General features: G+C 58.0%; 23 protein-coding genes. 9 read left to right on the top strand and 14 right to left on the bottom strand.

Features of this window, described 5'->3' with window-relative positions:
- Window positions 1–22 precede the first annotated feature (22 nt).
- The gene (gene hisI / locus RGAI101_RS03535) at window positions 23–382 is read left to right on the top strand and encodes a phosphoribosyl-AMP cyclohydrolase (protein ID WP_008225117.1); all 360 of its coding nucleotides are present in this window, start codon (window positions 23–25) and stop codon (window positions 380–382) included.
- 9 nt (window positions 383–391) lie between these two features.
- Here the strand turns inward: hisI and gluQRS are convergent, their stop codons facing one another.
- The 3 genes from gluQRS to RGAI101_RS03520 all read right to left on the bottom strand — a co-directional run bounded on the left by gluQRS (window position 392) and on the right by RGAI101_RS03520 (window position 3,655).
- Entirely contained in the window at window positions 392–1,231 is an 840-nt protein-coding gene (gene gluQRS / locus RGAI101_RS03530) for a tRNA glutamyl-Q(34) synthetase GluQRS (protein WP_008229071.1), read from the bottom strand.
- Window positions 1,228–2,580: a methylenetetrahydrofolate--tRNA-(uracil(54)-C(5))-methyltransferase (FADH(2)-oxidizing) TrmFO gene (gene trmFO / locus RGAI101_RS03525; protein ID WP_037228973.1), complete on the bottom strand. Its 1,353-nt coding sequence runs from the start codon at window positions 2,578–2,580 to the stop codon at window positions 1,228–1,230. Before trmFO ends, gluQRS begins: the two co-directional genes overlap by 4 nt.
- Window positions 2,581–2,869: 289 nt before the next feature.
- Window positions 2,870–3,655, bottom strand: a complete 786-nt coding sequence (locus RGAI101_RS03520; RefSeq protein ID WP_008228081.1) for an enoyl-CoA hydratase — start codon at window positions 3,653–3,655, stop codon at window positions 2,870–2,872.
- Between the two features lie 57 nt (window positions 3,656–3,712).
- Here RGAI101_RS03520 and RGAI101_RS03515 point away from each other — a divergent pair, with 57 nt between their 5' ends.
- Window positions 3,713–4,132, top strand: a complete 420-nt coding sequence (locus RGAI101_RS03515) for a PaaI family thioesterase (protein ID WP_037227274.1) — start codon at window positions 3,713–3,715, stop codon at window positions 4,130–4,132.
- An 89-nt stretch (window positions 4,133–4,221) separates the two neighbouring features.
- Here the strand turns inward: RGAI101_RS03515 and RGAI101_RS03510 are convergent, their stop codons facing one another.
- Window positions 4,222–4,452: a DUF1127 domain-containing protein gene (locus RGAI101_RS03510; RefSeq protein ID WP_008228274.1), complete on the bottom strand. Its 231-nt coding sequence runs from the start codon at window positions 4,450–4,452 to the stop codon at window positions 4,222–4,224.
- A gap of 97 nt (window positions 4,453–4,549) precedes the next feature.
- Here RGAI101_RS03510 and RGAI101_RS03505 point away from each other — a divergent pair, with 97 nt between their 5' ends.
- From RGAI101_RS03505 to RGAI101_RS03490, 4 genes are all read left to right on the top strand, one after another.
- The gene (locus RGAI101_RS03505) at window positions 4,550–5,971 is read left to right on the top strand and encodes an aminotransferase-like domain-containing protein (protein WP_008224948.1); all 1,422 of its coding nucleotides are present in this window, start codon (window positions 4,550–4,552) and stop codon (window positions 5,969–5,971) included.
- Between the two features lie 162 nt (window positions 5,972–6,133).
- A complete protein-coding gene (gene rplM / locus RGAI101_RS03500) occupies window positions 6,134–6,595 on the top strand; it encodes a 50S ribosomal protein L13 (RefSeq protein WP_008226842.1) in 462 nt (153 codons plus the stop codon).
- A gap of 2 nt (window positions 6,596–6,597) precedes the next feature.
- Complete coding sequence (rpsI, locus tag RGAI101_RS03495; protein WP_008226027.1) at window positions 6,598–7,086, top strand: 30S ribosomal protein S9; 489 nt, start codon at window positions 6,598–6,600, stop codon at window positions 7,084–7,086.
- A gap of 168 nt (window positions 7,087–7,254) precedes the next feature.
- A complete protein-coding gene (locus RGAI101_RS03490; RefSeq protein ID WP_008229351.1) occupies window positions 7,255–8,259 on the top strand; it encodes an LLM class flavin-dependent oxidoreductase in 1,005 nt (334 codons plus the stop codon).
- 52 nt (window positions 8,260–8,311) lie between these two features.
- Here the strand turns inward: RGAI101_RS03490 and RGAI101_RS03485 are convergent, their stop codons facing one another.
- The 8 genes from RGAI101_RS03485 to guaA all read right to left on the bottom strand — a co-directional run bounded on the left by RGAI101_RS03485 (window position 8,312) and on the right by guaA (window position 16,106).
- Entirely contained in the window at window positions 8,312–8,929 is a 618-nt protein-coding gene (locus RGAI101_RS03485) for a TetR/AcrR family transcriptional regulator (RefSeq protein WP_008228310.1), read from the bottom strand.
- Window positions 8,922–9,791, bottom strand: a complete 870-nt coding sequence (gene ppk2, locus RGAI101_RS03480; RefSeq protein ID WP_008225241.1) for a polyphosphate kinase 2 — start codon at window positions 9,789–9,791, stop codon at window positions 8,922–8,924. The genes RGAI101_RS03485 and ppk2 overlap by 8 nt, the downstream gene beginning before the upstream one ends.
- A gap of 49 nt (window positions 9,792–9,840) precedes the next feature.
- Window positions 9,841–10,803, bottom strand: a complete 963-nt coding sequence (locus RGAI101_RS03475; protein WP_008229264.1) for an alpha/beta fold hydrolase — start codon at window positions 10,801–10,803, stop codon at window positions 9,841–9,843.
- A gap of 1 nt (window position 10,804) precedes the next feature.
- A complete protein-coding gene (metA, locus tag RGAI101_RS03470; RefSeq protein ID WP_008225592.1) occupies window positions 10,805–11,722 on the bottom strand; it encodes a homoserine O-acetyltransferase MetA in 918 nt (305 codons plus the stop codon).
- Window positions 11,723–11,785: 63 nt separating this feature from the next.
- Window positions 11,786–12,640, bottom strand: a complete 855-nt coding sequence (locus RGAI101_RS03465; RefSeq protein ID WP_008228822.1) for a hypothetical protein — start codon at window positions 12,638–12,640, stop codon at window positions 11,786–11,788.
- An 87-nt stretch (window positions 12,641–12,727) separates the two neighbouring features.
- Window positions 12,728–13,561: a DMT family transporter gene (locus tag RGAI101_RS03460; protein WP_083791998.1), complete on the bottom strand. Its 834-nt coding sequence runs from the start codon at window positions 13,559–13,561 to the stop codon at window positions 12,728–12,730.
- Window positions 13,562–13,690: 129 nt separating this feature from the next.
- A complete protein-coding gene (locus tag RGAI101_RS03455) occupies window positions 13,691–14,302 on the bottom strand; it encodes a class I SAM-dependent methyltransferase (RefSeq protein WP_008228233.1) in 612 nt (203 codons plus the stop codon).
- A gap of 241 nt (window positions 14,303–14,543) precedes the next feature.
- On the bottom strand, window positions 14,544–16,106 hold the full coding sequence (guaA, locus tag RGAI101_RS03450; protein ID WP_008227523.1) for a glutamine-hydrolyzing GMP synthase: 1,563 nt from the start codon (window positions 16,104–16,106) through the stop codon (window positions 14,544–14,546).
- Window positions 16,107–16,293: 187 nt separating this feature from the next.
- Between guaA and RGAI101_RS03445 the strand changes: the two genes are divergently transcribed.
- Window positions 16,294–17,832: a trimethylamine methyltransferase family protein gene (locus tag RGAI101_RS03445; RefSeq protein ID WP_037227268.1), complete on the top strand. Its 1,539-nt coding sequence runs from the start codon at window positions 16,294–16,296 to the stop codon at window positions 17,830–17,832.
- Here the strand turns inward: RGAI101_RS03445 and RGAI101_RS03440 are convergent.
- Window positions 17,825–18,121 carry a DUF6477 family protein gene (locus RGAI101_RS03440; RefSeq protein ID WP_037227266.1) on the bottom strand — a complete coding sequence of 99 codons (297 nt, stop codon included), beginning with the start codon at window positions 18,119–18,121 and terminating at the stop codon, window positions 17,825–17,827. The two genes, RGAI101_RS03445 and RGAI101_RS03440, sit on opposite strands and share 8 nt — an antisense overlap.
- 248 nt (window positions 18,122–18,369) lie before the next feature.
- Here RGAI101_RS03440 and RGAI101_RS03435 point away from each other — a divergent pair, with 248 nt between their 5' ends.
- Window positions 18,370–19,488, top strand: a complete 1,119-nt coding sequence (locus RGAI101_RS03435; RefSeq protein ID WP_254655237.1) for a DUF6456 domain-containing protein — start codon at window positions 18,370–18,372, stop codon at window positions 19,486–19,488.
- 80 nt (window positions 19,489–19,568) lie between these two features.
- Here RGAI101_RS03435 and RGAI101_RS03430 read toward each other — a convergent pair whose 3' ends face one another.
- On the bottom strand, window positions 19,569–21,209 hold the full coding sequence (locus tag RGAI101_RS03430) for an NAD(P)-binding domain-containing protein (protein ID WP_008225143.1): 1,641 nt from the start codon (window positions 21,207–21,209) through the stop codon (window positions 19,569–19,571).
- 240 nt (window positions 21,210–21,449) lie between these two features.
- Between RGAI101_RS03430 and lipA the strand changes: the two genes are divergently transcribed.
- The gene (gene lipA / locus RGAI101_RS03425) at window positions 21,450–22,403 is read left to right on the top strand and encodes a lipoyl synthase (protein ID WP_008224950.1); all 954 of its coding nucleotides are present in this window, start codon (window positions 21,450–21,452) and stop codon (window positions 22,401–22,403) included.
- Window position 22,404 lies beyond the last annotated feature (1 nt).

The raw sequence follows: 22,404 nt of genomic DNA, 5'->3' as shown, positions 1-22,404 counted from the left end.
AAATTAAATGAAGGGGCAGCCCATGGATTTTGATCCCGGCACATTGAAATACAACAACGCGGGGCTGATCCCAGCCATCGCGCAGGATGCAGTTTCCGGTGAGGTGCTGATGATGGCGTGGATGAACGCCGACGCCGTCAGCCAAACATTGTCCACCGGTCGCGTGACTTACTGGAGCCGCTCGCGCCAATCCTTCTGGATCAAGGGCGAGACCAGCGGCCATGTGCAGGAATTGGTCGAACTGCGCATCGATTGCGATCGCGATTGTCTTCTGGTCCGTGTGAACCAGACCGGCGCGGCCTGTCATACCGGACGGCGAACTTGCTTTTACACGCGGGTCGAAGACGGTGTTGAGCGGATCACGATGGAAGTCCAGGATTAAAAACGACTTCTAAAGCCCTACCATTGAACGGATATCTTCCGGTGACGCACCTTCGCGACGATACAGTGAAATGGCGCGGGCGTCGTCACGTTTGGCCAGCCGTTTGCCATCATCATCGCGGATCAACAGGTGGTGATGGTAAAGCGGCGGTTTGTGTCCGAGCAGATGAAGCAGCAAGACCTGCACTTGCGTAAAATCAAAAAGATCAACGCCGCGCACCACATGCGTGATGCCCTGGCGGATGTCATCAAGGGCAGAGGCGAGAAAATAGGCGGCGGTTTGAATGTCTTTCCGCCCGATGACAATATCGCCCACATCTGACATTAAATACGTCTTATCAATAGGGTATATACCTTTCTTCAAGTCGCCTGTTTCCTCAAAGCTCAGGTTTGTTCCGGAAATTTCGGCGCAAGCGAGATCCATGTGCAACCGCAACGCATCCGAAGCGCCCCGATCGGCGATGCTGCGGGCCTTGCAGATTTGAGGATAGACCGCATGGGGCGCGCCTTCTTGAGGGGCAGCCAAAGCGGCGGCGATATCCTTGCGGCTGCACCCACAGGGATAGGTCAATCCGCGCGAGGTAAGTACCGAAACACTTTGATTATAAATATCAAAATGATCAGACTGCATCAACGGATCGGCATCCCACGTGATACCAAGCCAAGTCAGATCATTAATGATCTGCGCCGTATATTCCGGCTTGCACCGCTCAAGATCCGTATCCTCGAACCGCAGCAGGAACTGCCCACCGGCTGCGCGCGCCATGTCATGGGCCAGCAGCGCTGAATAGGCGTGCCCCAGATGGAGCGGACCCGTGGGGGACGGCGCAAAACGGGTGACAAAGATCACGCCGGAACGTGGCTGCCATTCAGCCAGGCCTGCCAGTCGGTCTTGGCACGGTCGGTATAGGCTTTGTAGCGGTCTTTGCGGCCACGGCGGCCCGATTTCAGCCCTTCAACCGGGGGGAACAGCCCGAAATTCACGTTCATCGGCTGGAACGTCTTCGCCTCGGCCCCGCCGGTGATGTGGGTGATCAATGCACCTGTCGCCGTGGTGGGTGGCGGCGGTGTCGCAGCTTCGCCCCTGATTTCGGCCACGGCAAGGCGACCGGCAAGCAGGCCCATGGCGGCACTTTCAACATAGCCTTCAACGCCAGTGATCTGGCCCGCAAAGCGGATGTTGGGCTGGCTGCGCAGGCGCATCTGGTCATCCAGCAACGTCGGCGAGTTCAGGAATGTATTGCGATGAATGCCGCCAAGACGCGCGAAAGACGCGTTCTCAAGGCCTGGAATCATCCGCAACACTTCCGTCTGTGCGCCGTATTTCATCTTGGTCTGGAAACCGACGATATTGTACAGCGTCCCCAGCTTGTTGTCTCGGCGCAGCTGCACCACGGCATAGGGCTTGTTTTCGGGATCGTTGGCGTTGGTCAGACCGACGGGTTTCATCGGACCAAAGCGCAAGGTCTCGCGGCCGCGTTCGGCCATCACCTCGATCGGCAGGCAGCCGTCGAAATATCCGGCGGTTTCACCCTCCTTGAATTCGGTCTTATCCGCAGACAGCAGGGCGTCGATGAACGCCTCATAGGTGGCCTTGTCCATCGGGCAGTTCAGGTAGGCTGTGCGCTCTTCCTCAGTATCGCCCTTGTCATAGCGTGATTGCATCCACGCTTTGGTCATGTCGATGCTCTCGTGATAGATGATCGGCGCGATGGCATCGAAAAACGCCAGGGCTTCCGCACCCGTTTCAGCGGCGATTGCCTGGGCCAGCGTACCCGATGTCAGCGGACCGGTCGCGATGATCCAATGTCCCTCGCGCGGCAGCTCGGTGATCTCGCCGTATTCAACGGTGACATTGGGGTGCGCCATCAGGGCAGCCGTCACCGATTCCGCAAATGGGTCACGGTCGACGGCCAAGGCTCCACCGGCAGGCAGGCGGTGTTTTTCCGCCGTCGCCATGATCAGACCGTTCGCCGCGCGCATTTCCCAATGCAGCAAGCCGACGGCGTTCTGTTCGCTATCGTCTGACCGGAATGAATTGGAGCAAACCATTTCGCCCAAAAAACCTGTTTGATGCGCAAAAGTGCCTACTTTGGGCCGCATTTCATGCAGCACCACCTGGATGCCTGCGTTTGCAGCCTGCCAAGCAGCCTCTGATCCGGCCATGCCGCCGCCGATGATATGGAGTGTTTGTGTCATGCCAGCGATGTAGGCCAGCAGACGCTTCAACGCAAGTGAGACAACTGTCGTGCGATGCGTCGTAAGGTCATGGGAATGTCAGGAGTTTGAGATTTTTGGGGTCGCCGCTGCGGGAACGGTCGATCAGTGAGAGGCTGACCTGGAGGGACCTTCCGCCAGCGACGACCCAAAATCATCAAGGCATTCGCCTTGTCTCATTTGTGCCCAATTTATGCCTGAATTGCCAGAAAAAAAATTGCAACAATAATAAGTACATTGGAAACAATTTCGGGGACGGGCTGGTGGCGCGTTATTGCTCCCACTCCGGGTCGCGCTTTTCCAGAAAGGCGCTGATGCCTTCCTTGGTGTCGCGGTGCAGCATGTTTTCGACCATCACGTCGCCGGTATAGGCATAAGCCTGATCTGTCGGCATCGACAGTTGCGCGTAAAACGCCTCTTTTCCGATTTTGACCGCGACCGCCAGCTTGCCTGCAATCTTGTCAGCGAGGGCCTGCGTTTCGACCGACAGATCGTTTTCGGAAACCACGCGATTCACCAAACCAAGCTCGCAGGCGCGACCGGCGTCGATGAAGTCACCGGTGGTCAACATCTCGAACGCCTGCTTGCGCGGAATGTTGCGGCTGAGGGCGACCATCGGGGTAGAGCAAAACAGCCCGATGTTCACGCCATTGACCCCGAACCGCGTGCCTTCGGCCGCAACGGCCAAATCGCAGGTGGCAACCAGTTGGCACCCGGCCGCCGTGGCAATGCCATGGACCTGTGCAATCACCGGCTGCGGCATCGACTGGATGCGCGCCATGACGGCGCTGCAACGCTCAAACAGATCGCGAAACTTCGCCGCGCCGCCGTCTTCTGCCTGCCGCATTGCCGTCATCTGTTTCAGATCGTGCCCCGCGCAAAACGCCTTGCCACGCCCCGACAGGATCACGACACGCACCGACGGGGTGTCGGCTATGGTATCAAGAGCGGCCTGAAGCGCCGCAAGCATCTCGTCAGAAAGCGCGTTCAGACGCTCGGGCGCGTTCATCGTCAGCCGTGCGACCGCAGCGTCATACTCTACTTCTAGAATTGTCATCTTGCTCTCTCCCTGAATTTACCAGAGCCTATCCCCGACATATGACGGAGGACAAGTATGCCGATAATGATGGATGCCGACGCGCTGACGGTTTTTATGAAAGACGTGTTCAAACAGGTGGCCGATGATTTTGCGATCGACCATGTGGGCGAAACCGATCTGACGACGCGTTTGCTGGTGGGGGACCAGCACTTGCGCCCCGGCGGCACAATTTCCGGCCCGTCGATCTTTGCGCTGGCGGATGTCAGCGCCTATCTGATGACCTTGGCGCGGATTGGGCCGAAGGCGTTGGCGGTTACGACGAACTGTTCGATCGACTTCATGCGAAAACCGGCGGCAGGTGTCGATCTGATATCTCGGACACGACTGCTGAAGCTGGGCAAGTTGCTGTCGGTCTGCGATGTGCTGGTGTTTTCCGAAGGAATGGACACGCCGGTCGCGCGGGCGTCGCTTACCTATGCTATTCCGCCGAAATAGGGCGGATCATTTAGCGTATTGATACAATCGAAAAATGGGCCGGTATGTACCGGCCCAAGTGAAGAGGTCTGAAAGGTGCCACAGGGATGTCACGCCTTCCAGAACACCTTGATCGACTCATCATGAGCCTCTGTCGGTGTTAGTCCCACGTCGCGCAACTGCCATGGCTCCAGTTGGGCCAAAGCAACTCGAGTGCGGCGACGGGATGCCATTTTCGTGACGCAGACCGCAAATTTAACCGCAAGAACAGCGGCAACGGGCGTGCCGCGCTGGTTCAGGGTTGCTACCATTTCGTTGGAAAGGGTGAGGGTCTGTGTCATGAGAATCTCCTATGTTAAATTGTATTGACACAATGTTTGTATTTGCCGTAATGTAGGGGTACAAAATGCGATACATTTTGAAAAGGAAAACATTGTAATGGGTACAATTTGGCAGCCGTCGCTGGAAGATGGGCCGGGACCCAAGTACAAGGCCGTTGTCGCGATGATCCGTGACGCGATCAAAACAGGCGCGCTCTCACAGGGGGCGAAACTGCCGCCGGTGCGCGAATTGGCCTGGAAGTTGAAGATGACACCGGGCACCGTTGCGCGCGCGTATACGCTGCTTACCGAAAGCGGCGTTTTGCAGGCTGAGGTCGGGCGCGGCACCTTCGTGGCGACGCAGTTGGCGGCCCCGACCAGCGACGCCCCGATCGAGATTGATGTGATCGCCCACTTTGATGACAGGGACGGCGAAAGGGACCACTACAATGTGAACATGTTCTCGCCGTATCTGCCCTCGGCCGGGCAGGCGACGCTGATCAAGAACCTGTTGGCCGAAATCGCCCAGAATCCACCGTCAGGCGTGATGCATTACCCAAGCCGCACCGGCGCGCAACCCGCCCGCGAAGCGGTTGTGCGTTGGCTGACGGGCACGCCCCTCGGGGCATTCGGGGAGGCGGATATCGTGCTGACCCACGGCGGGCAAAACGCGCTGTCCTTGGTGTTTCAGTCGATCCTGAAGGGGTCACGACCCGCAATCCTGATCGAGGAACTGTCTTACCCCGGTTTCCGCCGTGCCGCCGAGTTGCTGCGCGCCGATGTGATCCCCGTGGCGATGGACGCCGATGGCGTGATCCCCGAAGCGCTGGAAGAGGCCGCCAGAAACCACGACGCGCAGATTTTCTGCACCTCGCCCGAGGTCCATAACCCCACGGGCTGCTTTACCCCAGTGGCCCGCCGCGAGGCGCTGGTACAGGTGGCGCGCAGACATGACCTGCAAATCGTCGAGGATGACTGCTACAGGATGCGGGTCGACCGCGCGCCGACGTACCGGATGCTGGCCCCGGAACGCGGCTGGTATATTTCGTCGCTAGCCAAGACACTGACACCCGCACTGCGCATCGGTTTCGGCATCGCCCCCGAAGAGCGCACAACCGATTTGCGACGGGTGGCGGAATACAACAGTTTTGGTCTGGCGACCCCGCTGATTGATCTGTGCGCAAAGCTGCTGACCCATCCGCAGATCGACACGCTGGCCGAAGGGACGCGGGCACGGTTCAACACCTATGTCCAAGCAGCGGTGAATATCCTTGGCGGCTATGACGTCGGATGGCGACAGGACGTGCCCTTCCTATGGCTTCGTCTACCGGTTGGATGGCGGGCAGGGGCGTTTTGCCAGGCTGCCGATGCGCAGGCCGTGCAACTCCGCTCTGCCGAGGAGTTCGTTTGCCGGGACGCCCGCGCACCCCACGCCGTGCGGATGGCGATAAACGCAGGCGTTCCCCTGAAAAGCTTTGAGGCGGCGATCCTGCGGCTGCGCCAATTGCTGGACAATCCGCCGGAGCAGCTAAGCGTGTGAGTTTTATGGGGTATTATTATACCTAATTTATAAGTGTATGTTTTTGTTTGATTAAATGGAAAAGGTCGCGCTTGACGTGGCGAAGAGCGTGTTTATAACCCAGCCATCAGATAGCGGGGTTCGATCTTGAACCCTTTCACCAAATTAACGGGAATTCCGTCCATGAAAACCTTTTCTGCAACACCGGCAGATATCGACAAGAAATGGATCATCGTCGACGCTGAAGGCGTCGTCCTTGGCCGTCTTGCGTCGATCATTGCCATGCGTCTGCGCGGCAAGCACAAGCCATCCTACACACCTCACATGGATTGCGGCGACAACGTCATCGTAATCAATGCCGAGAAAATCCAGATGACCGGCAAGAAGCGTGAAGAAAACTTCTACTGGCACACTGGCCACCCTGGCGGGATCAAGGAACGCACCAAGGCACAGATCCTTGATGGCGCGCACCCCGAGCGTATCGTGACCCAAGCGGTCAAGCGCATGCTGCCCGGCAACCGCCTGAGCCGCCAGATCATGACCAACCTGCGCGTCTACGCCGGTTCCGATCACCCCCATGAGGCGCAAAGCCCCGAGGTTCTGGACGTGAAATCCATGAACTCTAAAAACACGCGGAGTGCATAAGCATGGCTGATGAAATCAAAACACTCGAAGGCCTCGAAGCGGCCGTCACCGAGAATGCTGCTGCCGAAGTCGAATTGACCCCACGCGAGCCCGTCCGTGACGCGCTTGGCCGTGCCTATGCGACCGGCAAGCGTAAAGATGCGGTTGCCCGCGTCTGGATCAAGCCGGGTTCCGGCAAGGTTATCGTCAACGGCAAGCCGCAGAACGAATATTTTGCACGCCCCGTTTTGCAGATGATCCTTGCACAGCCTTTCACCATCACAGGCACCGACGGTCAGTTTGACGTTGTCGCAACTGTGAAAGGTGGCGGTCTGTCCGGTCAGGCCGGCGCGGTAAAGCACGGTGTTTCCAAAGCACTTCAGCTTTATGATCCCTCCTTGCGCGGCGCGCTGAAAGCGGCAGGCTTCCTGACCCGTGACAGCCGTGTCGTTGAACGTAAGAAATACGGTAAGGCCAAAGCGCGTAAGAGCTTCCAGTTCTCCAAGCGCTAAACTTTACCTACAAGATGTCTGGAATGGGCCGCCCTTTTATCGGGGCGGCCTTTTTCGTGGCAACGGGCCCTTCGGGGAGAGTTTAGCTGGCAAAATGAAGCTGTCGGGGTGCTTTTGTTTCGGGCATTGGATGATTAGGTTAAAGACAAGTCAAACAGGAGATGTTCCATGCGCTATTCCGTCCTTGATCTGTCGCCGGTCCCAGAGGGGTCTGATACCCGTCAGGCGATTGCCAATACGGTTGATCTGGCGCGCCATGCCGAAGCGGCGGGGTATCACCGCTATTGGCTTGCAGAGCATCACAATATGCCGGGCATTGCATCGGCGGCGACATCGGTGGTGATTGGGCATGTTGCGGATCACACCACGTCCATCCGTGTCGGTGCAGGGGGCATTATGCTTCCCAACCACGCGCCACTTGCGATTGCAGAACAGTTTGGCACCTTGGCCACCATTCACGGCGACCGGATCGATCTGGGCCTGGGGCGCGCGCCTGGTGGCGATCAGGCGGTGTATCATGCGCTGCGCCGGGGCATGCAGGGCGGCGACCGGTTTCCCGATGATGTGGCCGAGTTGATGGAGTACTTGGGCGACGCGCAGCCCGGGGCAAGGGTCAGGGCACATCCGGGCCAGGGGACACATGTGCCGGTCTGGATTCTGGGATCATCGCTTTACGGGGCGCAACTGGCGGCGCATTTCGGGCTGCCTTATGCGTTTGCATCGCATTTTGCGCCCGATGCGCTGGAGGATGCCACCGCAATCTATCGCCGTGACTTCAAACCGTCCACAGCATGGGCCAAACCGCATTTCATGTTGGCAGTGAATGTCTTTGCCGCTGACACGGACACACAAGCGGCTTATCTGCGAACCTCCGTCCAACAGGCCTTCGTGCGGTTGCGCACGGGAAATCCGGGAAAATTGCCCCGTCCGGTAGATGATATAGATGCCGAGGTTGGCGCACAGATGCGGCAAGCCGTCGATCAGGCGTTGCGGATCACCGCCGTGGGCAGCCCCGACACCGTAAAAGCGCAGCTTACTGCGTTGATAGATCGGTATCAGCCAGACGAAGTGATCCTGTCAGGGCAAATCCATGATCATGCAGCACGGGTGCGATCCTTGCAGATCGCAGCAGAGGTGATGACCGATATCAACAACCAGCGCGCAGCAGCCTAAGGCTGCGTCCCTCGGGATCAGCGTCTGACCGGTCTGGGTTTGGGCACGAGCGTCACACGTCCGGATCGACCAGACCAAGCCCGCGCAGATAAATGCCGATCCCGCTTTCAAGCAGTTCGTCCGCCGGAAAAGGCGAGGCGCGTCCCGGTGAGTTTCGGGCAAAAAGCTCGACGACGCCATGGCTCAGCGCCCAGACATGCGCCGAAAACATTGCGGCGGGCGGTCGTTTATGGGCGGGAATGTGTTGGCTGAGGTCGGCGGCGGCTTGTTCAAGTACGCCGTTGGCACGGTTGGCGGCTGCCGCAAGTTCGGGCGTGCGGTTGACGGAAATGCCGCTTTCGAACATCGCGATGTAATGGCCGGGATAGGCGCGGGCGAAGGCGAGATAGGCGCGGCCCGTTGCCTCGAATGCCTTGAGCGCCGAAGGCTGACCCGACCGATACGCCGCCTCCATCCGTTCGGCGAAGATCTCGTAGCCTTGCAGCGCGCCTTCGGCGATCAGATCTTCGCGCCCGTCGAAATGCCGGTAGACGGCGGCGGGGGTGACGCCTGCCTGCTTTGCAGCCTCGGACAGGGTGAACCCTGTGGGGCCGCGCAATTCGATCAGCTGCAACGCCCCTTCGATCAAGGCCTGGCGCAGGTTGCCGTGGTGGTAGCCCTGTTTAGGCATCCCAGATATCCGGGCCGCCACAGATCTGCGCATCAAGCGCGCCGATGGCCTTTTCGTTCTTTCTCGCATAGTCAAATTCATGCAACACCGTGCGGATCGCATTCAACCGCGCACGGCGTTTATCGTCCGACCGGATGATCGTCCAAGGGGCGGCAGCGCTGTTCGAACGTGTCAGCGTCTCGCTGATCGCGGTGCTATATTCATCCCACTTGGCAAGACCTTTGACGTCGATCATGCTCAGCTTCCATTGCTTGAGCGGATCGCTTTCGCGCGCCAACATCCGGCGTAATTGTTCGCCCCGTCCGACGTTAAGCCAGAATTTGAACAGATGAATCCCGTCATCGACCAGCATCTCTTCAAAGGGTTGGACCTGAGCGAAAAAATGTTCCCGTTGCGCATCGGTACAAAAGCCGAAGACCGGCTCGACAACGCCGCGGTTGTACCAGCTGCGATCGAAGAAAACCATTTCTCCACTGGACGGCAGATGCTGAATGTAGCGCTGAAAATACCACTGGCCCGCTTCGGTTTCGGTCGGTTTGGGCAGGGCCACGACCCTTGCGCCGCGCGGGTTGAGGTTTTCACGAAAGCGCCCGATGGTGCCGCCTTTGCCTGCGGCATCGCGCCCCTCGAAGACCATCGCGATGCGGGTGCCGCTGTCGCGCACCCAAGATTGCAGCTTGACCAGTTCGATCTGCAACAACGCCATTTCCTTGTCGTACTGCTTGCGGCCCATCCGTTCGGAATGTGGATAGCTGTCATTCAGGATATCGTCTTTTTCCGCACGCTTTATCGCCTGGCGGGTCACCTTTGGCGCGTCGTTTTCAAAATGGGCGCTGATCGCGCCGTCAAAGGGCAGGTCCATGGCGGCCTCCTGAGGGTGTCGTTGCAGTTGTTATGCAGCGTTCCGCGCCCTAGCGCAAACCCGCACGCGCGGCAGCACGGTCTATCGCGTCCCGCACCGCCGTGCGTTCAACATGCTGGGGCATATGGCCAATACCGGGCAGGACCGTCAAAGCGCCATCGGCAAGTTGCGTTATCAGAACCCGCGCATGGACTTCCAGCGGGACAATGGTATCGGCGTCCCCGTGTATCAGTTCAACCGGCATGGTCAGCGCGTCGTATCGCGGTACCATAGCCTTGATATGCGGTAAAAGCCCGTTGACCTGTTGTGCATTGGCCCGCATCGACGGACGCCGCAAGGATAGATCGGTACCGATATGTTCAGTATATCCCGATGGGGCCGGTTGCGGCGCAAAAATGCTGTCGACACTGTCGTTAACGGTTTTTTCAGGCAAGAACGCCGTGATCATCGGGATAACCAAAGCACTACCCAAGGTTGATCCGGTTACGCGGTATTGCCAGCCCAGATCACCGGGCCAGACATTGGACACTGCCGACACAAGCACCAACGCTGCTGTCTGATCGGGCCGCGCAAGCCCCCACGCCAAGGCAACCGCCCCGCCAAAGGAATGCCCAAGCACCACAGGATTGGTTACACCAAGCTGATCCGCCGCCTTTTGCAGAACATTGACCTGTTCGACCGGAGACGCGGCCCAACTGTTCCAGGCACCGCTTTTTGTCGGAAGATCATCGCTCCAGCCAAGGCCGGGACGGTCGAACAGAATCACCCGGTATCGTTTTGCCAAATCCTCGACCATGCCAAAGGTGAAATCCCGCATGTTCCCGGATGCGCCATGGATCAGCACCAGATCGGGGCCACTGCCTTGGATTTTTGCATGTACGGTGACGCCGTCGACATCCAAAAGCTGCCCGATTGCCGGGTAGGCGGCATTTGCCGTAACCTCGCGCTGATAGGCGCGCCACTGGACCAGAACGACAAATCCGACCACCACCAGGGCAAATATCGCGAGCATCTTACGTGCCAATATCATTCAGATCATATGGGGTGGATTGGTAAATCTCATTGATCCAATTGCCATAAAGCAGATGCGCGTGACTGCGCCAGCGGTTCAGCGGTGGCTTGGCCGGGTCATCGTCAGGATAATAATTGCAGGGCACATTGATCGGGGTCCCCGCCGCGGCGTCGCGGTCATATTCGTCCTTCAACGTGTCGCGGTCATATTCGAGGTGGTTGAAGATATAGAGCGCGCGGTGCGCAGGATCCTCGACCAGACATGGCCCGACCTCGGTGCTGCCCAGCAAGGTGGTCAAGCCGGGGATGGCATCAACTTCGGCCTGGCGCATTTCGGTCCACCGGCTGACTGGCACGACGCAATCATCCGAAAACCCGCGCAGATACGGCGACGATGGTGCAAGATTGACATGACGGAAACAGCCAAAGGCTTTTTCGGCCAACAGGTGTTTCGGGACGCCATGAAAGTGGTTGATCATCGCCATCCCACCCCAGCAAACCCCGAACGTAGAGTGCACGTTGGTTTGGGTCCAGTCCATCACGCGGGTCAGTTCGTCCCAATAGGTGACGTCCGCGAAATCCAGATGCTCGATCGGCGCACCGGTGATGATCAGACCGTCGAATTTCTCGTCCCAGACTTCTTCTACGGGGCGGTAAAAGCTTTCGAGGTGATCTGCGGCCGTGTTGCGCGACTGGTGGTCCGACATCCGCAGCAGGCTGAATTCAATCTGGATGGGCGTGGCCCCGATCAGCCGGGCAAACTGGTTTTCGGTCTGGATTTTCTTCGGCATCAGGTTCAGCAACGCGATGCGCAGCGGGCGGATATCCTGCTTGTCGGCCTCATGCTCGTCCAGCACCATCACGCCTTCATGCTTCAAGACGTCATAGGCGGGCAGGTCAGAGGGAAGCTTGATCGGCATCGGGATATATTTCCAAGTCTGTTGAGGGCTTTTAAATAGGGCGCAAGTTGGGGGCTGCCAAGGCTAGCTTGTCATGACATCCGCGATCAGATCGACAAAATCGGCCTCTGACGTCAGGGCACCGACCTGATCGGCGGTGATTGTAACGCCCCAACGGGCCATCGCCTCGTAGCGGGGCTGGCGGTGGGCAAGGGCCTGCGCATAGGTCCAGCGAATGAACGCATCTGGATCAACGTCGGCTTCTTCGCAGTTGTTTTCGCTTAGATATTCCTGCCAGACCCGCGCAAGAAATTCGGGCTGATAGGCCATCGGTTTAGGTGCTTTGTCAAAGCGGCGGATCAGTTCCTGGGTATGGGCGGCATCCCCTTTGATCCAGATCAGCAGACATTCCTCGGACAGCGCCTGAATCAGCGGATCGTGATCATCTTCGGGGTCCACCCATTCGCAGATCGACCCGCCAGTGTCGCAGATAAAATGCGGATAATCATAAAGTGCCTTCGCACGGCGGGCAAAATGTGCTGTGTCCAGAAGGGCAGCAATCTCGGCCTGTTTGAACGCGTCTTGCCGCGCGGCATATTCCGCCATGGGCAAGCCGCCCTTGGCCGGATCACCAGGTTTGCCCAACCACGTCGCCACGGGGGACAGATTGTCGAAGGTGATGTTCGACCCGATATAGATGCTATCGCTCAGCAGTAGATCGCGCAGGAACGGCACCTTCATCGCTTCGGCTTTGGCGTTGTCGGTGATGGTTTCACCAAGGTACCGCGTACCGATGCGGTAATCGATCGAGTAATGGAACCAGTCGCCGGCCCCGCGCAGCAAATGCGCCATATGGGTCTTGCCCAGGCCCGACATGCCAAAAACCAGCACCTTTTTGCGCGGTGCAGCGCGCCATGCGTCGGCAGTCGGATAAAGCATAGGGGGCGGTCCTTGGATCAAAGCTGTTTCGCTTTGAATATCGCAAGGTCCGAAGATACACCAGACGGTGCCCGGAATATCCCCGAGTTACGGTTTCTTATGGGTTTCGACCCACAGATTGATATAGTTGCCCGCAAAAATGATCGCCGCACCGACAAACACCCAAATATCCAGCGCCTCGGCGTAAACCAGCATCCCGATAATCGCGATCACCGGCAGGCGAATGAAATCAATCGGCACGACGACGGTTGCTGGTGCAATCGACAGGGCGGTCGTCAGACAATAATGCGCCACCAATCCGGCGACACCGATCAACAGCAAAAGCGGCGCGTGCGTCAGGGTGGGCACCGCAATATCCCCGTCATATCCGGCCATGACCAGTCCAAAGACCAACTGCGTCACCGTGAGGTAAAACAGGATTGTGGTGATGGTCTGCGTCCGGGTCAGCCGTTTGGTGAACATGATCGTGAGGGCAAAGAAGATCGCGCTTGCTGCTGCGGTGATCACACCGGCATTGATCCCCTCGATTGTGGGGCGCGCGACGACAAGGATACCGATAAAGCCCAGTACAGCCGCCAAGGCCCTGATCCTGGTCAGACGTTCGCCCAAAATCAGCGGTGACAAGACGATCACCCAAAGCGGAGATGTGAATTCTAGCGCGAAAACCTGCGCCAGGGGAATCACCGTCACCGCATAAAACCACAGATTCTGACCCGTGAAATGCGCCAGATTGCGCCAGATTTGCAGACTGAAATTGCGCGTGTTGATCTGTCGCCACTTGCCGGTCAGCAGGGCCAGCGACACGACGACAAGCACCCCCACGACCGACCGGTACATCATGATCTCGAAGGTGTCGTAGACGCCCGCCAGTTCGCGACCGGCCACAGCCATTGCGGAAAACGAACTGATCGACCCGCCCATCCAAAGGGCTGCCTTCAGGGTCGGGCTCACCTAGCGACGTCCAAAGCGTTGGCCGTAATGAATCGCATGGCTTTATTGACCGTTGAAAACTTGAAAAAGGGCAGGGTCCGTTGAAATTTCATCAGCGGTTCAGGTGCGGAACCAAATGCCGGTGTCGCTGACGCCGTTCGATGTCCAGATATAGCGCCAGTCCTTGGTAAGCTGGGCAAATTCTTCCCACTTCTCGGTTGCATAGCCATCAGTTGCACGGCGCGCATTGGGCGAAGTGGAGTTTTCGCACGGAATGTACCAGTTGATGTTATCAACGACCATCAGGCCGCCGGTCTTGATCTTGGGTACCATGGACAGCGCGCAGGTATCGCGGTGCGACCCGTCGACAAGGCAAAAGTCGATGCTGTCGCTGTCGAAACCGTCGATGATCTTTTCAAACGATTCAACATCGCTTGCCAGATGATACACCATCCGCTGCGATGCGATTTCGCTTTCGCAATCCTGACTGACCTTCTTATACCATCCTTCGTGGGTTTCGATGGACGTGATCTTGGCAATCTTGGACAAGAACCATCGCGTGCTTCTGCCAGAACCGAATTCGACCCCGACGTCTTGCTTGCGCAAGAGCTGCGCCAACAATTCAACGGACTCCTTGGTGAGCCACGGATGATTGGGGTTACGCTTTTCGTCCAGAACGACCGATAGCCGGTCAACAATATAACGAGGCGTGACATGCTTGAGAGTTGCCATAGGTCCGTCCTTCAGGGCGGCCCTTGCTTCTTTGAATGGAAGAGCCACGTTTAATAATTAACTACTCAACAAAGACAAACCTTCGGAGAGGTACACTCGGTTGAACTATAATGAAGCTATATTGGGCGCAACTTTATTTAACACCACGCCCAATATCAATTATTATGCAACATGACGTGAGTGCCCCCGACCTACGCGACATTTGCGAAACGCCGAAAAGCACTGTTGTCATAAACTCAGATCATTCCCATTCGATGGTACCCGGAGGTTTCGAGGTAATGTCGTAAGTGACGCGGTTGATGCCTGGGACTTCGTTGATGATCCGCGTGGCCGTCTCACCCAGAAAATCATGCGTGAATGGATAGTAATCAGCCGTCATGCCATCCACGGAATTCACGGCGCGCAGCGCGCAAGCGAAATCATAAGTCCGTCCGTCGCCCATCACGCCGACTGTCCGCACGGGCAGGATCGCCACAAAGGCCTGCCAGATTTCATCATAAAGACCATGTTTGCGGATCTGATCGATATAGACCGCATCGGCCTCGCGCAGGATGGCCAGTTTCTCGCGTGTGATTTCGCCGGGGCAGCGGATCGCAAGACCGGGGCCGGGGAAGGGGTGGCGACCGATGAAGCTGGCGGGCAGACCCAGTTCGCGCCCCAAGGCGCGCACCTCGTCCTTGAAGAGCTCGCGCAGTGGTTCGACCAGCTTGAGGCCCATCTTTTCGGGCAGGCCGCCGACGTTGTGGTGCGATTTGATCGTGACCGAAGGACCACCGGAAAACGACACCGATTCAATGACATCGGGGTACAGCGTCCCTTGGGCCAGAAACTTGGCATCGCCCACGGCAGTCGCATGCTTCTGGAACACGTCGATAAAGAGCCTGCCAATGATCTTGCGCTTGGTTTCCGGATCGGACACGCCGTCAAGCTCGCCCAGAAACAGATCTTGTTCGTCGGCGTGGATCAGCGGCATGTTGTAGTTGTCGCGGAACATGGTCACGACTTCTTCGGCCTCGCCCTTGCGCAGCAAACCGTGGTCCACGAAAACGCAGGTCAGCTGATCGCCGATCGCCTCGTGGATCAAAACGGCGGCAACGGAAGAATCAACACCGCCGGAGAGGCCACAGATCACCTTGGCATCACCCACCTGTGCACGGATGTTGGCAATGGCTTCCTCGCGGTATGCGCGCATCGTCCAGTCGCCCTTGAACCCTGCGAGTTTTACGAAATTTTCATACAGCTTGGCACCGTTCGGGGTGTGGTGCACTTCGGGATGGAACTGGACGGCATAGAAATGGCGTGACGCATCGCCCGTGATTGCGAAAGGCGCGTTGGGGGAAGTGCCGTAAACCTCAAACCCCGGTGCGATGGCGCTGACGTGGTCGCCATGGCTCATCCAGACCTGTTCGCGGTCGGTGGTAAACCACCCATCGAGCAGGTCCAGCCGGTCTGTGGTGGGGGTCACGAAAGCGCGGCCGAATTCGGCGGTTCCGTGGCCGCGTTCGACCTTGCCGCCCAGACAGTGCATCATGACCTGTTGGCCATAGCAGATCCCCAGGATCGGAACGCCCAGGTCAAAGACCGATTTCGGCGGCATCGGCGCACCTTCGGCAAAGACCGAAGACGGCCCACCCGAAAAAATCACCGCTTTGGGGGCGAAGTCGCGCAGGAACGCGTCATCCACCGTGTTGAAAGGGTGGATTTCGCAAAACACATTAAGTTCACGCAAACGGCGGGCGATCAGCTGGGTGACCTGGCTGCCGAAGTCGATGATGAGAAGGCGGTCATGGGTGATATCTGTCATGGTGACTGATTATGGGTGGATCGCGCGCGTGGCAAGGGTGGACTGGGGGCCAGCCCCCAGACCCCGGGGATATTTTTGAGCCAGAGAAGAAAGGATGTCGGTTTTTGCTGTCTTAGGACGCTATCTGCGTCAAAGGGGGGGGATGAATGGGGTAGCTAGACCTCAAATTTAGCGAAAAGGGTGAACGATGGCGGAATCAGCAAGACGTGGGCGTGGCGGCGGTGGGGCGGCGCGGCGGGCAGAGCGGTCAGCCGTGTCCTTTGAGACGGCAAAATACATTGAGCGCAATATCCCTAACTTCGAGATCTTGACCGAAGAAGCGCTTGAGATCATCGAATACAACGCAGACACGGTTCTGGAAGATATCGGCGTTAACTTCCCCGATAACCCGGAGGCTTTGGCGCTGTGGCGTGCGGCTGGTGCGGATGTTTCCGGCGAACGCGTGCGGATTCCACGCGGATTGGCGCGCGAATTGTGCAAGACAGCGCCGTCCGAATTCACGCAACACGCGCGCAATCCTGAACGCAATGTGGTGATCGGCGGGCGCAATCTGGTGCTGGCCCCGGTTTACGGGCCGCCGTTCGTGCGCGATGCGGTCGGCGGACGGCGCTATGCGACGATGGCTGATTTCAACAAATTCGTGAAACTTGGTTATATGTCGAAGTGGCTGCATCATTCGGGCGGAACTGTTTGCGAGCCGACCGACGTGCCTGTGAACAAGCGCCATCTGGACATGCTTTATGCCCACATGACCCTGAGCGACAAGCCATTCATGGGGTCGGTGACGGAACCCAGCCGGGCGCAGGATTCGGTCGATATGTGCAAGGTGTTGTTCGGCGCGGATTTCGTGCAGGAAAACACGGTGATGACGTCACTGATCAACATCAACTCGCCCATGACATTTGACGATGTGATGATGGGCGCATTGAAGGTTTTCGCTGAAAACAACCAAGCCTCGATCATCTCTCCCTTCATCGTCGGCGGTGCGATGGCACCGGTGTCGGTTGCGGGCACGTTGACGCAGGTCCTGGCAGAGGTGATGGCGGGCATCGCCTACAGCCAGTTGGTCCGCAAGGGCGCGCCGGTGATCTTCGGGGCTTTCGTCACATCGATCGACATGAATTCGGGTGCGCCGACCTTTGGCACGCCAGAGGCATCGCACATCACCTATGGGGCAGGGCAACTGGCCCGGCGGATGAAGCTGCCATTCCGGTCGGCAGGGTCGTTCTGCGGGTCGAAACTCCCCGACGCGCAGGCCGCCTACGAGACAGCGAACAGCCTGAACATGGGCCTGCTGTCAGGGGTGAACTTCATGCTGCACGCCTGCGGGTGGCTCGAGGGCGGGCTGGTCAGTTCCTTCGAGAAATTCGTGATGGATGCGGATCAATTGGGCACGTTGCACCATTTGGCCCGCGGTATCCCGATGGACGAGAACGCGCAGGCGTTGGACGCCATCCGCGAGGTCGGACCGGGTGGCCACTATCTGGGCTGTGCGCACACCCAGGCCAACTTCAAGCAGGCATTCTGGAAATCCGATCTGCTGGATTACAAACCGTTCGAGACCTGGGCAGATGAGGGCGCGCGCGATACGCAAACGCTGGCCACCGCACGGGTCGAAAAACTGCTGGGCGACTACGTTCAGCCTGCAATGGAACCGGCTATCGTCGAAGCGTTGGATGCTTTTGTCGCTGCCCGCAAAGCTGCGGAGCCAGACAGCTTTATGTAACCTCGATCGGTGTCGTGCGCACAAGGCGTGCTTCGCCGATCATCGCGATCAAAACCTCGACATGGCGGATCAGGCTGTAGCCTGCATCCGCCATTTTGCGTTCGGCGTTCAGTTCGGCTTCGATTTCGATCAACTGTATTAATGCTGCACCACTTCGCGGCAGGACATCGAACCCCAGCAAACGCCGCAGATGGATGCTGCGGCGATAGTTTTCGGCCCCGATCCGGGCGGCGCGCATCAACAGGTGCGGGCGGTGGATGGCGTTGAGACGGGAGAGGATATCCTGCATGTTTTCAAGTCCTTGATCTAGGCAGCACGTCCCGGAATGGTGACGCTTCGGGGTAACTGTCCCACAGGATCTAGGGCTGTTGCGCAGCGCACGGTGCATCCGCACGCCACAGTCACAACTGTTTATGCTTTAGAAACAATGATGAAGGAACGGAGCTAATTTTAACAAATAGGTAACCAGTGCATCCTTAGGTTGTGTGGATAACTCTGTGGACAAAATCCAGGGTCGCTTTAGGAAAGGACGCAGGCATGGCAACGCAAATCGGCACTCCATCAATGACACCGCCTATGGGCGGAGGCATCCCAAGCTGGGTTCCAACCGAGGCCCGACATTACCTTTCACACGTGGAGATGGGACGCCCGATCCGCGCACTTGCACGGTCGGCGGACTGCCATGCGTCGACCATTCTGCGCCAAATCCGCAAGATCGAGACCCGCCGCGACGATCCGCTTGTCGATGACGCGCTCGAAACGTTGGGCCGCGTGAGCCGGAACAAGATGATTATCAACAAGGACAAGATGCCCATGACACAGGCTGCAAACCCGTCGATGCCCGATGATGAAACCCTGACCCGCGAGGCACGGCGTATTCTGCGACGTTTGTGCGAAACCGGTGCTGTTCTGGCCATCGCCGCCGAAATGGAAAAAGCCGTCGTGGTACGCGACGGGGCAAGCGGGGCAAGCACGCGCACCGCTGTCGTGGACCGCCCGATTGCGCAAGCCATGGCGTTGAAAGGCTGGATCGCGACCAACGGCGGCGGGCGGATATCACGCTATTACATCACTGCGGCCGGGCGCACGGCGCTTGAGCAATTGCTCGAGGTTGACAGCCCGCGTGGACCGGACGGGTTTGCCGAAGCGCAAACCTCGTTTCAGGGGCAGGGCTATGACGACGATGACGAACCCGTCAAACGCGGCGCGCGCCGGATGCGCTACAATCTGGCCGAAAGCCCCCTTGCCGCGCTTGCGCGCCGTCGCGACAAGGATGGTACGCAATTCCTGACCGATACTCTTGTTCAGGCCGGAGAGCGTTTGCGCGAGGATTTCGAGTTGTCACAGATGGGAGAGAAGATCACTCAGAATTGGGAGCGGTTTCTGACGCCCGGCGGTGACGGTGCGCCTGCGTCCTTCGCAGGCAGCGCGCCATCGGCGGCGCGTGCACGGGTTGCATCGGCTTTGGCAGAATTGGGGCCGGGCCTGTCGGATGTGGTGCTGCGCTGTTGCTGCTATCTGGAAGGCCTTGAGACCACGGAAAAACGGCTGGGCTGGTCTGCCCGGTCGGGCAAGATTGTGCTGCGCATCGCATTGATGCGACTCCGGAAACATTACGATGAAACGCTTGGTCCGGGCAGCGCAATGATCGGCTAGGATAAAGACCGATCTGACAGGGGGATGGCGCGGCTTTCACACGCCGCGCCATCAACTTATGTGGCGCTTCGGTCGGGGCGTTATTCGGCCGCGGTTGATTGCGCGATGTCGCCCATGCCGATCCGGCGCAGGAACGCATCCAACTGCTGGCTGGCCACGTCAGCCGGATCCACCACACCGCCCGCGTCCTGAAACGTCATCTGCAAGACAGTGCCCTGATCGCCGCCGCGTGCAGCGCGCGGACGCCAATCGGCATCCAGATGATCCGCCAGATGCATTTCATCCATCACCTTTCCATCTGTCACCAGACGTATGACCGGGTGAATAAAGGCATCGGGTTCTTTGCCAAAGACGTTGTTCTGTCGTTTCACATGCAGCGAATCGGAGCCGAAATCGCCGTATTCCAACGTGACCTGAAGATACGTTCCTGCATTCAATGGTGCGTTTTGCACCCAGGAAAGCGGGATGTCCTGCCAGGTCTTGCCCGTTTCGGGACCATCCAGCGTGATCACATCAGCCATGAAACCGGGCTGAAGAAAGATACCGGACGCGGTGCTGAGCCGTTCGATGATCGAATCGCGCAACTGCGGTTGCGACAGGGGGGTCGTTACCGTCGGATAGGATCCGCCCTGAACCCGTGCCGAAATCAGGTCGGCCAGACATTTCACGTTATGGCGAAAGCCGTGGATGAAGCCGGACATGGTCTTTTTATAGTCACACGACTGCATGATCGTGCCCGCAAAGAACAGGCCATCGACATTTTCGCTTTCCCATTCGCCGGTCATCGCGGGGAATTTGTCGAAATGACGCAGGCGGGGCTGGATCGCCGCGTCAAATATGGAGTTATCGAATTGAAAACCGGTGCAGGCGATCACGTGGTCATAGGTCAGGACGATCTCGTGACCTTCGGCCGCCGTCATCTTGGCCCGGACGGTATAAACGCCATCCTGTTTGGTGATCTCGAGCGCTTGGGCGTCAATCACCGCATTTTGCGATTTCAACTGATAGGTATCGAGAAAATTATTGTTCACGGCCCGTAAATTGCCCACGAAATGGGTCTGCCATGCGAATTTGATCGGGTTGGGGCTCATCACATGGATGCTGGCGGCGTGTTCCAACAGCGAATCGGCTGTCTCAAAGGCAGAGTTCCCCTTGCCCAGGATCAGCACGCGCTTGTTCTCGTAACGCTCGGGGTCGGTATCGAATTCAGTGTAATTCGCGGCCAGCTCGAACCCTTCGATTCCCGGATCCCACGCCTGGCTGACACCGGTGGCGACGATCACATTACCAGCCTGATGGGTCGTGCCATCAGCGCAGGAAATCACAAACGTGTCGCCGGATTTTTCAATCTTCCTCACATCGGCGTTGCACACGATGTGGTCCGCCAAAGGCTTGGCAAAGGTTTCGGCGTAGCTGATGAAATCATCGGCACTGGGGAAATACTTGCGGCTCCAGTCCTTGAACAAAAGCCCTTCGTCGTTCAGCAGCGAATTCCAGTCGTGGCGCAGACGGGTTTCAGGGTTGCTTAGCCCGGTATGAACCTTGTTGATCGAAATGAACTGGCGGTGCCTTGGGAACTGACGCAAGAACGCGCTGATCTTGTCAGACCGTTCCAAGACCTTGAATGAAATACCCTTTTTGGCAAAATAATATGCCGCTTGCAGACCTGCGGGGCCTGACCCGATGATAATGACGTCATGTCTGACGGAATTTGCACTCATGAAAGCTTCCCTTTGGCATTGGCATTGGCATTGGCATTGGCATTAAAATAATATCAACCCTAACGGGATACTCGTAGAAAGCGAAGAAAATCGCCGCAAAACTTTGCCGTTTTGATATTTTTCCAGACGGCGCGATCAGAAAGCTTGCAGAAAGCGGTTAACACCCCTGCGCAAGCACCCCCTTCCAAGCCGGCCCCGAAGCGACTACATAGACCGTGAACCGACAAACGGAGCCTGATCATGCGCGACCTTAAAATCCCCGAGCAGCGCCACCCCGAAAAAGCCAAACGCCCCGACAATCCGCAGCCCAAAAAGCCGTCGTGGATTCGCGTAAAAGCTCCGGGTGGGCAGGGTTATGCCGAAACTGCCAGGATCATGCGCGACAATAAACTGGTGACGGTCTGCGAAGAAGCAGGCTGCCCGAATGTCGGCGAATGCTGGTCCCAAGGCCACGCCACCATGATGATCATGGGCGAGGTTTGCACGCGGGCCTGTACTTTCTGCAACATCGCCACCGGCAAGCCGCCCGAGGATCTGGACGTGTTCGAACCGGGTCGCGTTGCCGATGCGGTTGCCAAACTGGGGCTGAACCATGTTGTCATCACATCCGTCGACCGTGACGATATCGCAGACGGTGGTGCCGAACACTTTGCCCAGACCATCCGCGCCATCCGCAAGCGGTCGCCTGACACCACAATTGAAATCCTGACGCCGGATTTCATCCGTTGCGATCCATCCGTGCTTGAAATCGTTGTCGAAGCGCGCCCCGATGTGTTCAACCACAACCTTGAGACCGTGCCGGGCCTGTATCCGGAGGTCCGACCCGGCGCGCGTTACTTCCACAGCTTGCGCCTGCTGCAACGGGTCAAGGAACTGGATCCGTCGATGTTCACCAAATCCGGCATCATGGTTGGACTGGGCGAAGATCGGCAATCGGTCATTCAGGTGATGGAGGACATGCGCGCCGCCGACATCGATTTCCTGACCATCGGCCAATATCTGCAACCCACGCCCAAGCATCACCGCGTGGACCGCTTCGTGCATCCTGACGAATTCGCATCCTACGAAAAGGCGGCGTTCGGAAAAGGGTTCCTGATGGTATCTGCCACACCGCTCACACGGTCGAGCTATCACGCAGGCGATGATTTCGCGCGGTTGCGTGCCGCGCGTAACGCCAAATTGGCGAAAGGCTAGG

This window comes from Roseobacter sp. GAI101 (genome assembly GCF_000156335.1).
GTDB lineage: Bacteria > Pseudomonadota > Alphaproteobacteria > Rhodobacterales > Rhodobacteraceae > Sulfitobacter.
Note: the sequence above shows the minus strand (reverse complement) of the source record. Positions and strands in the feature narration are given on the sequence as shown.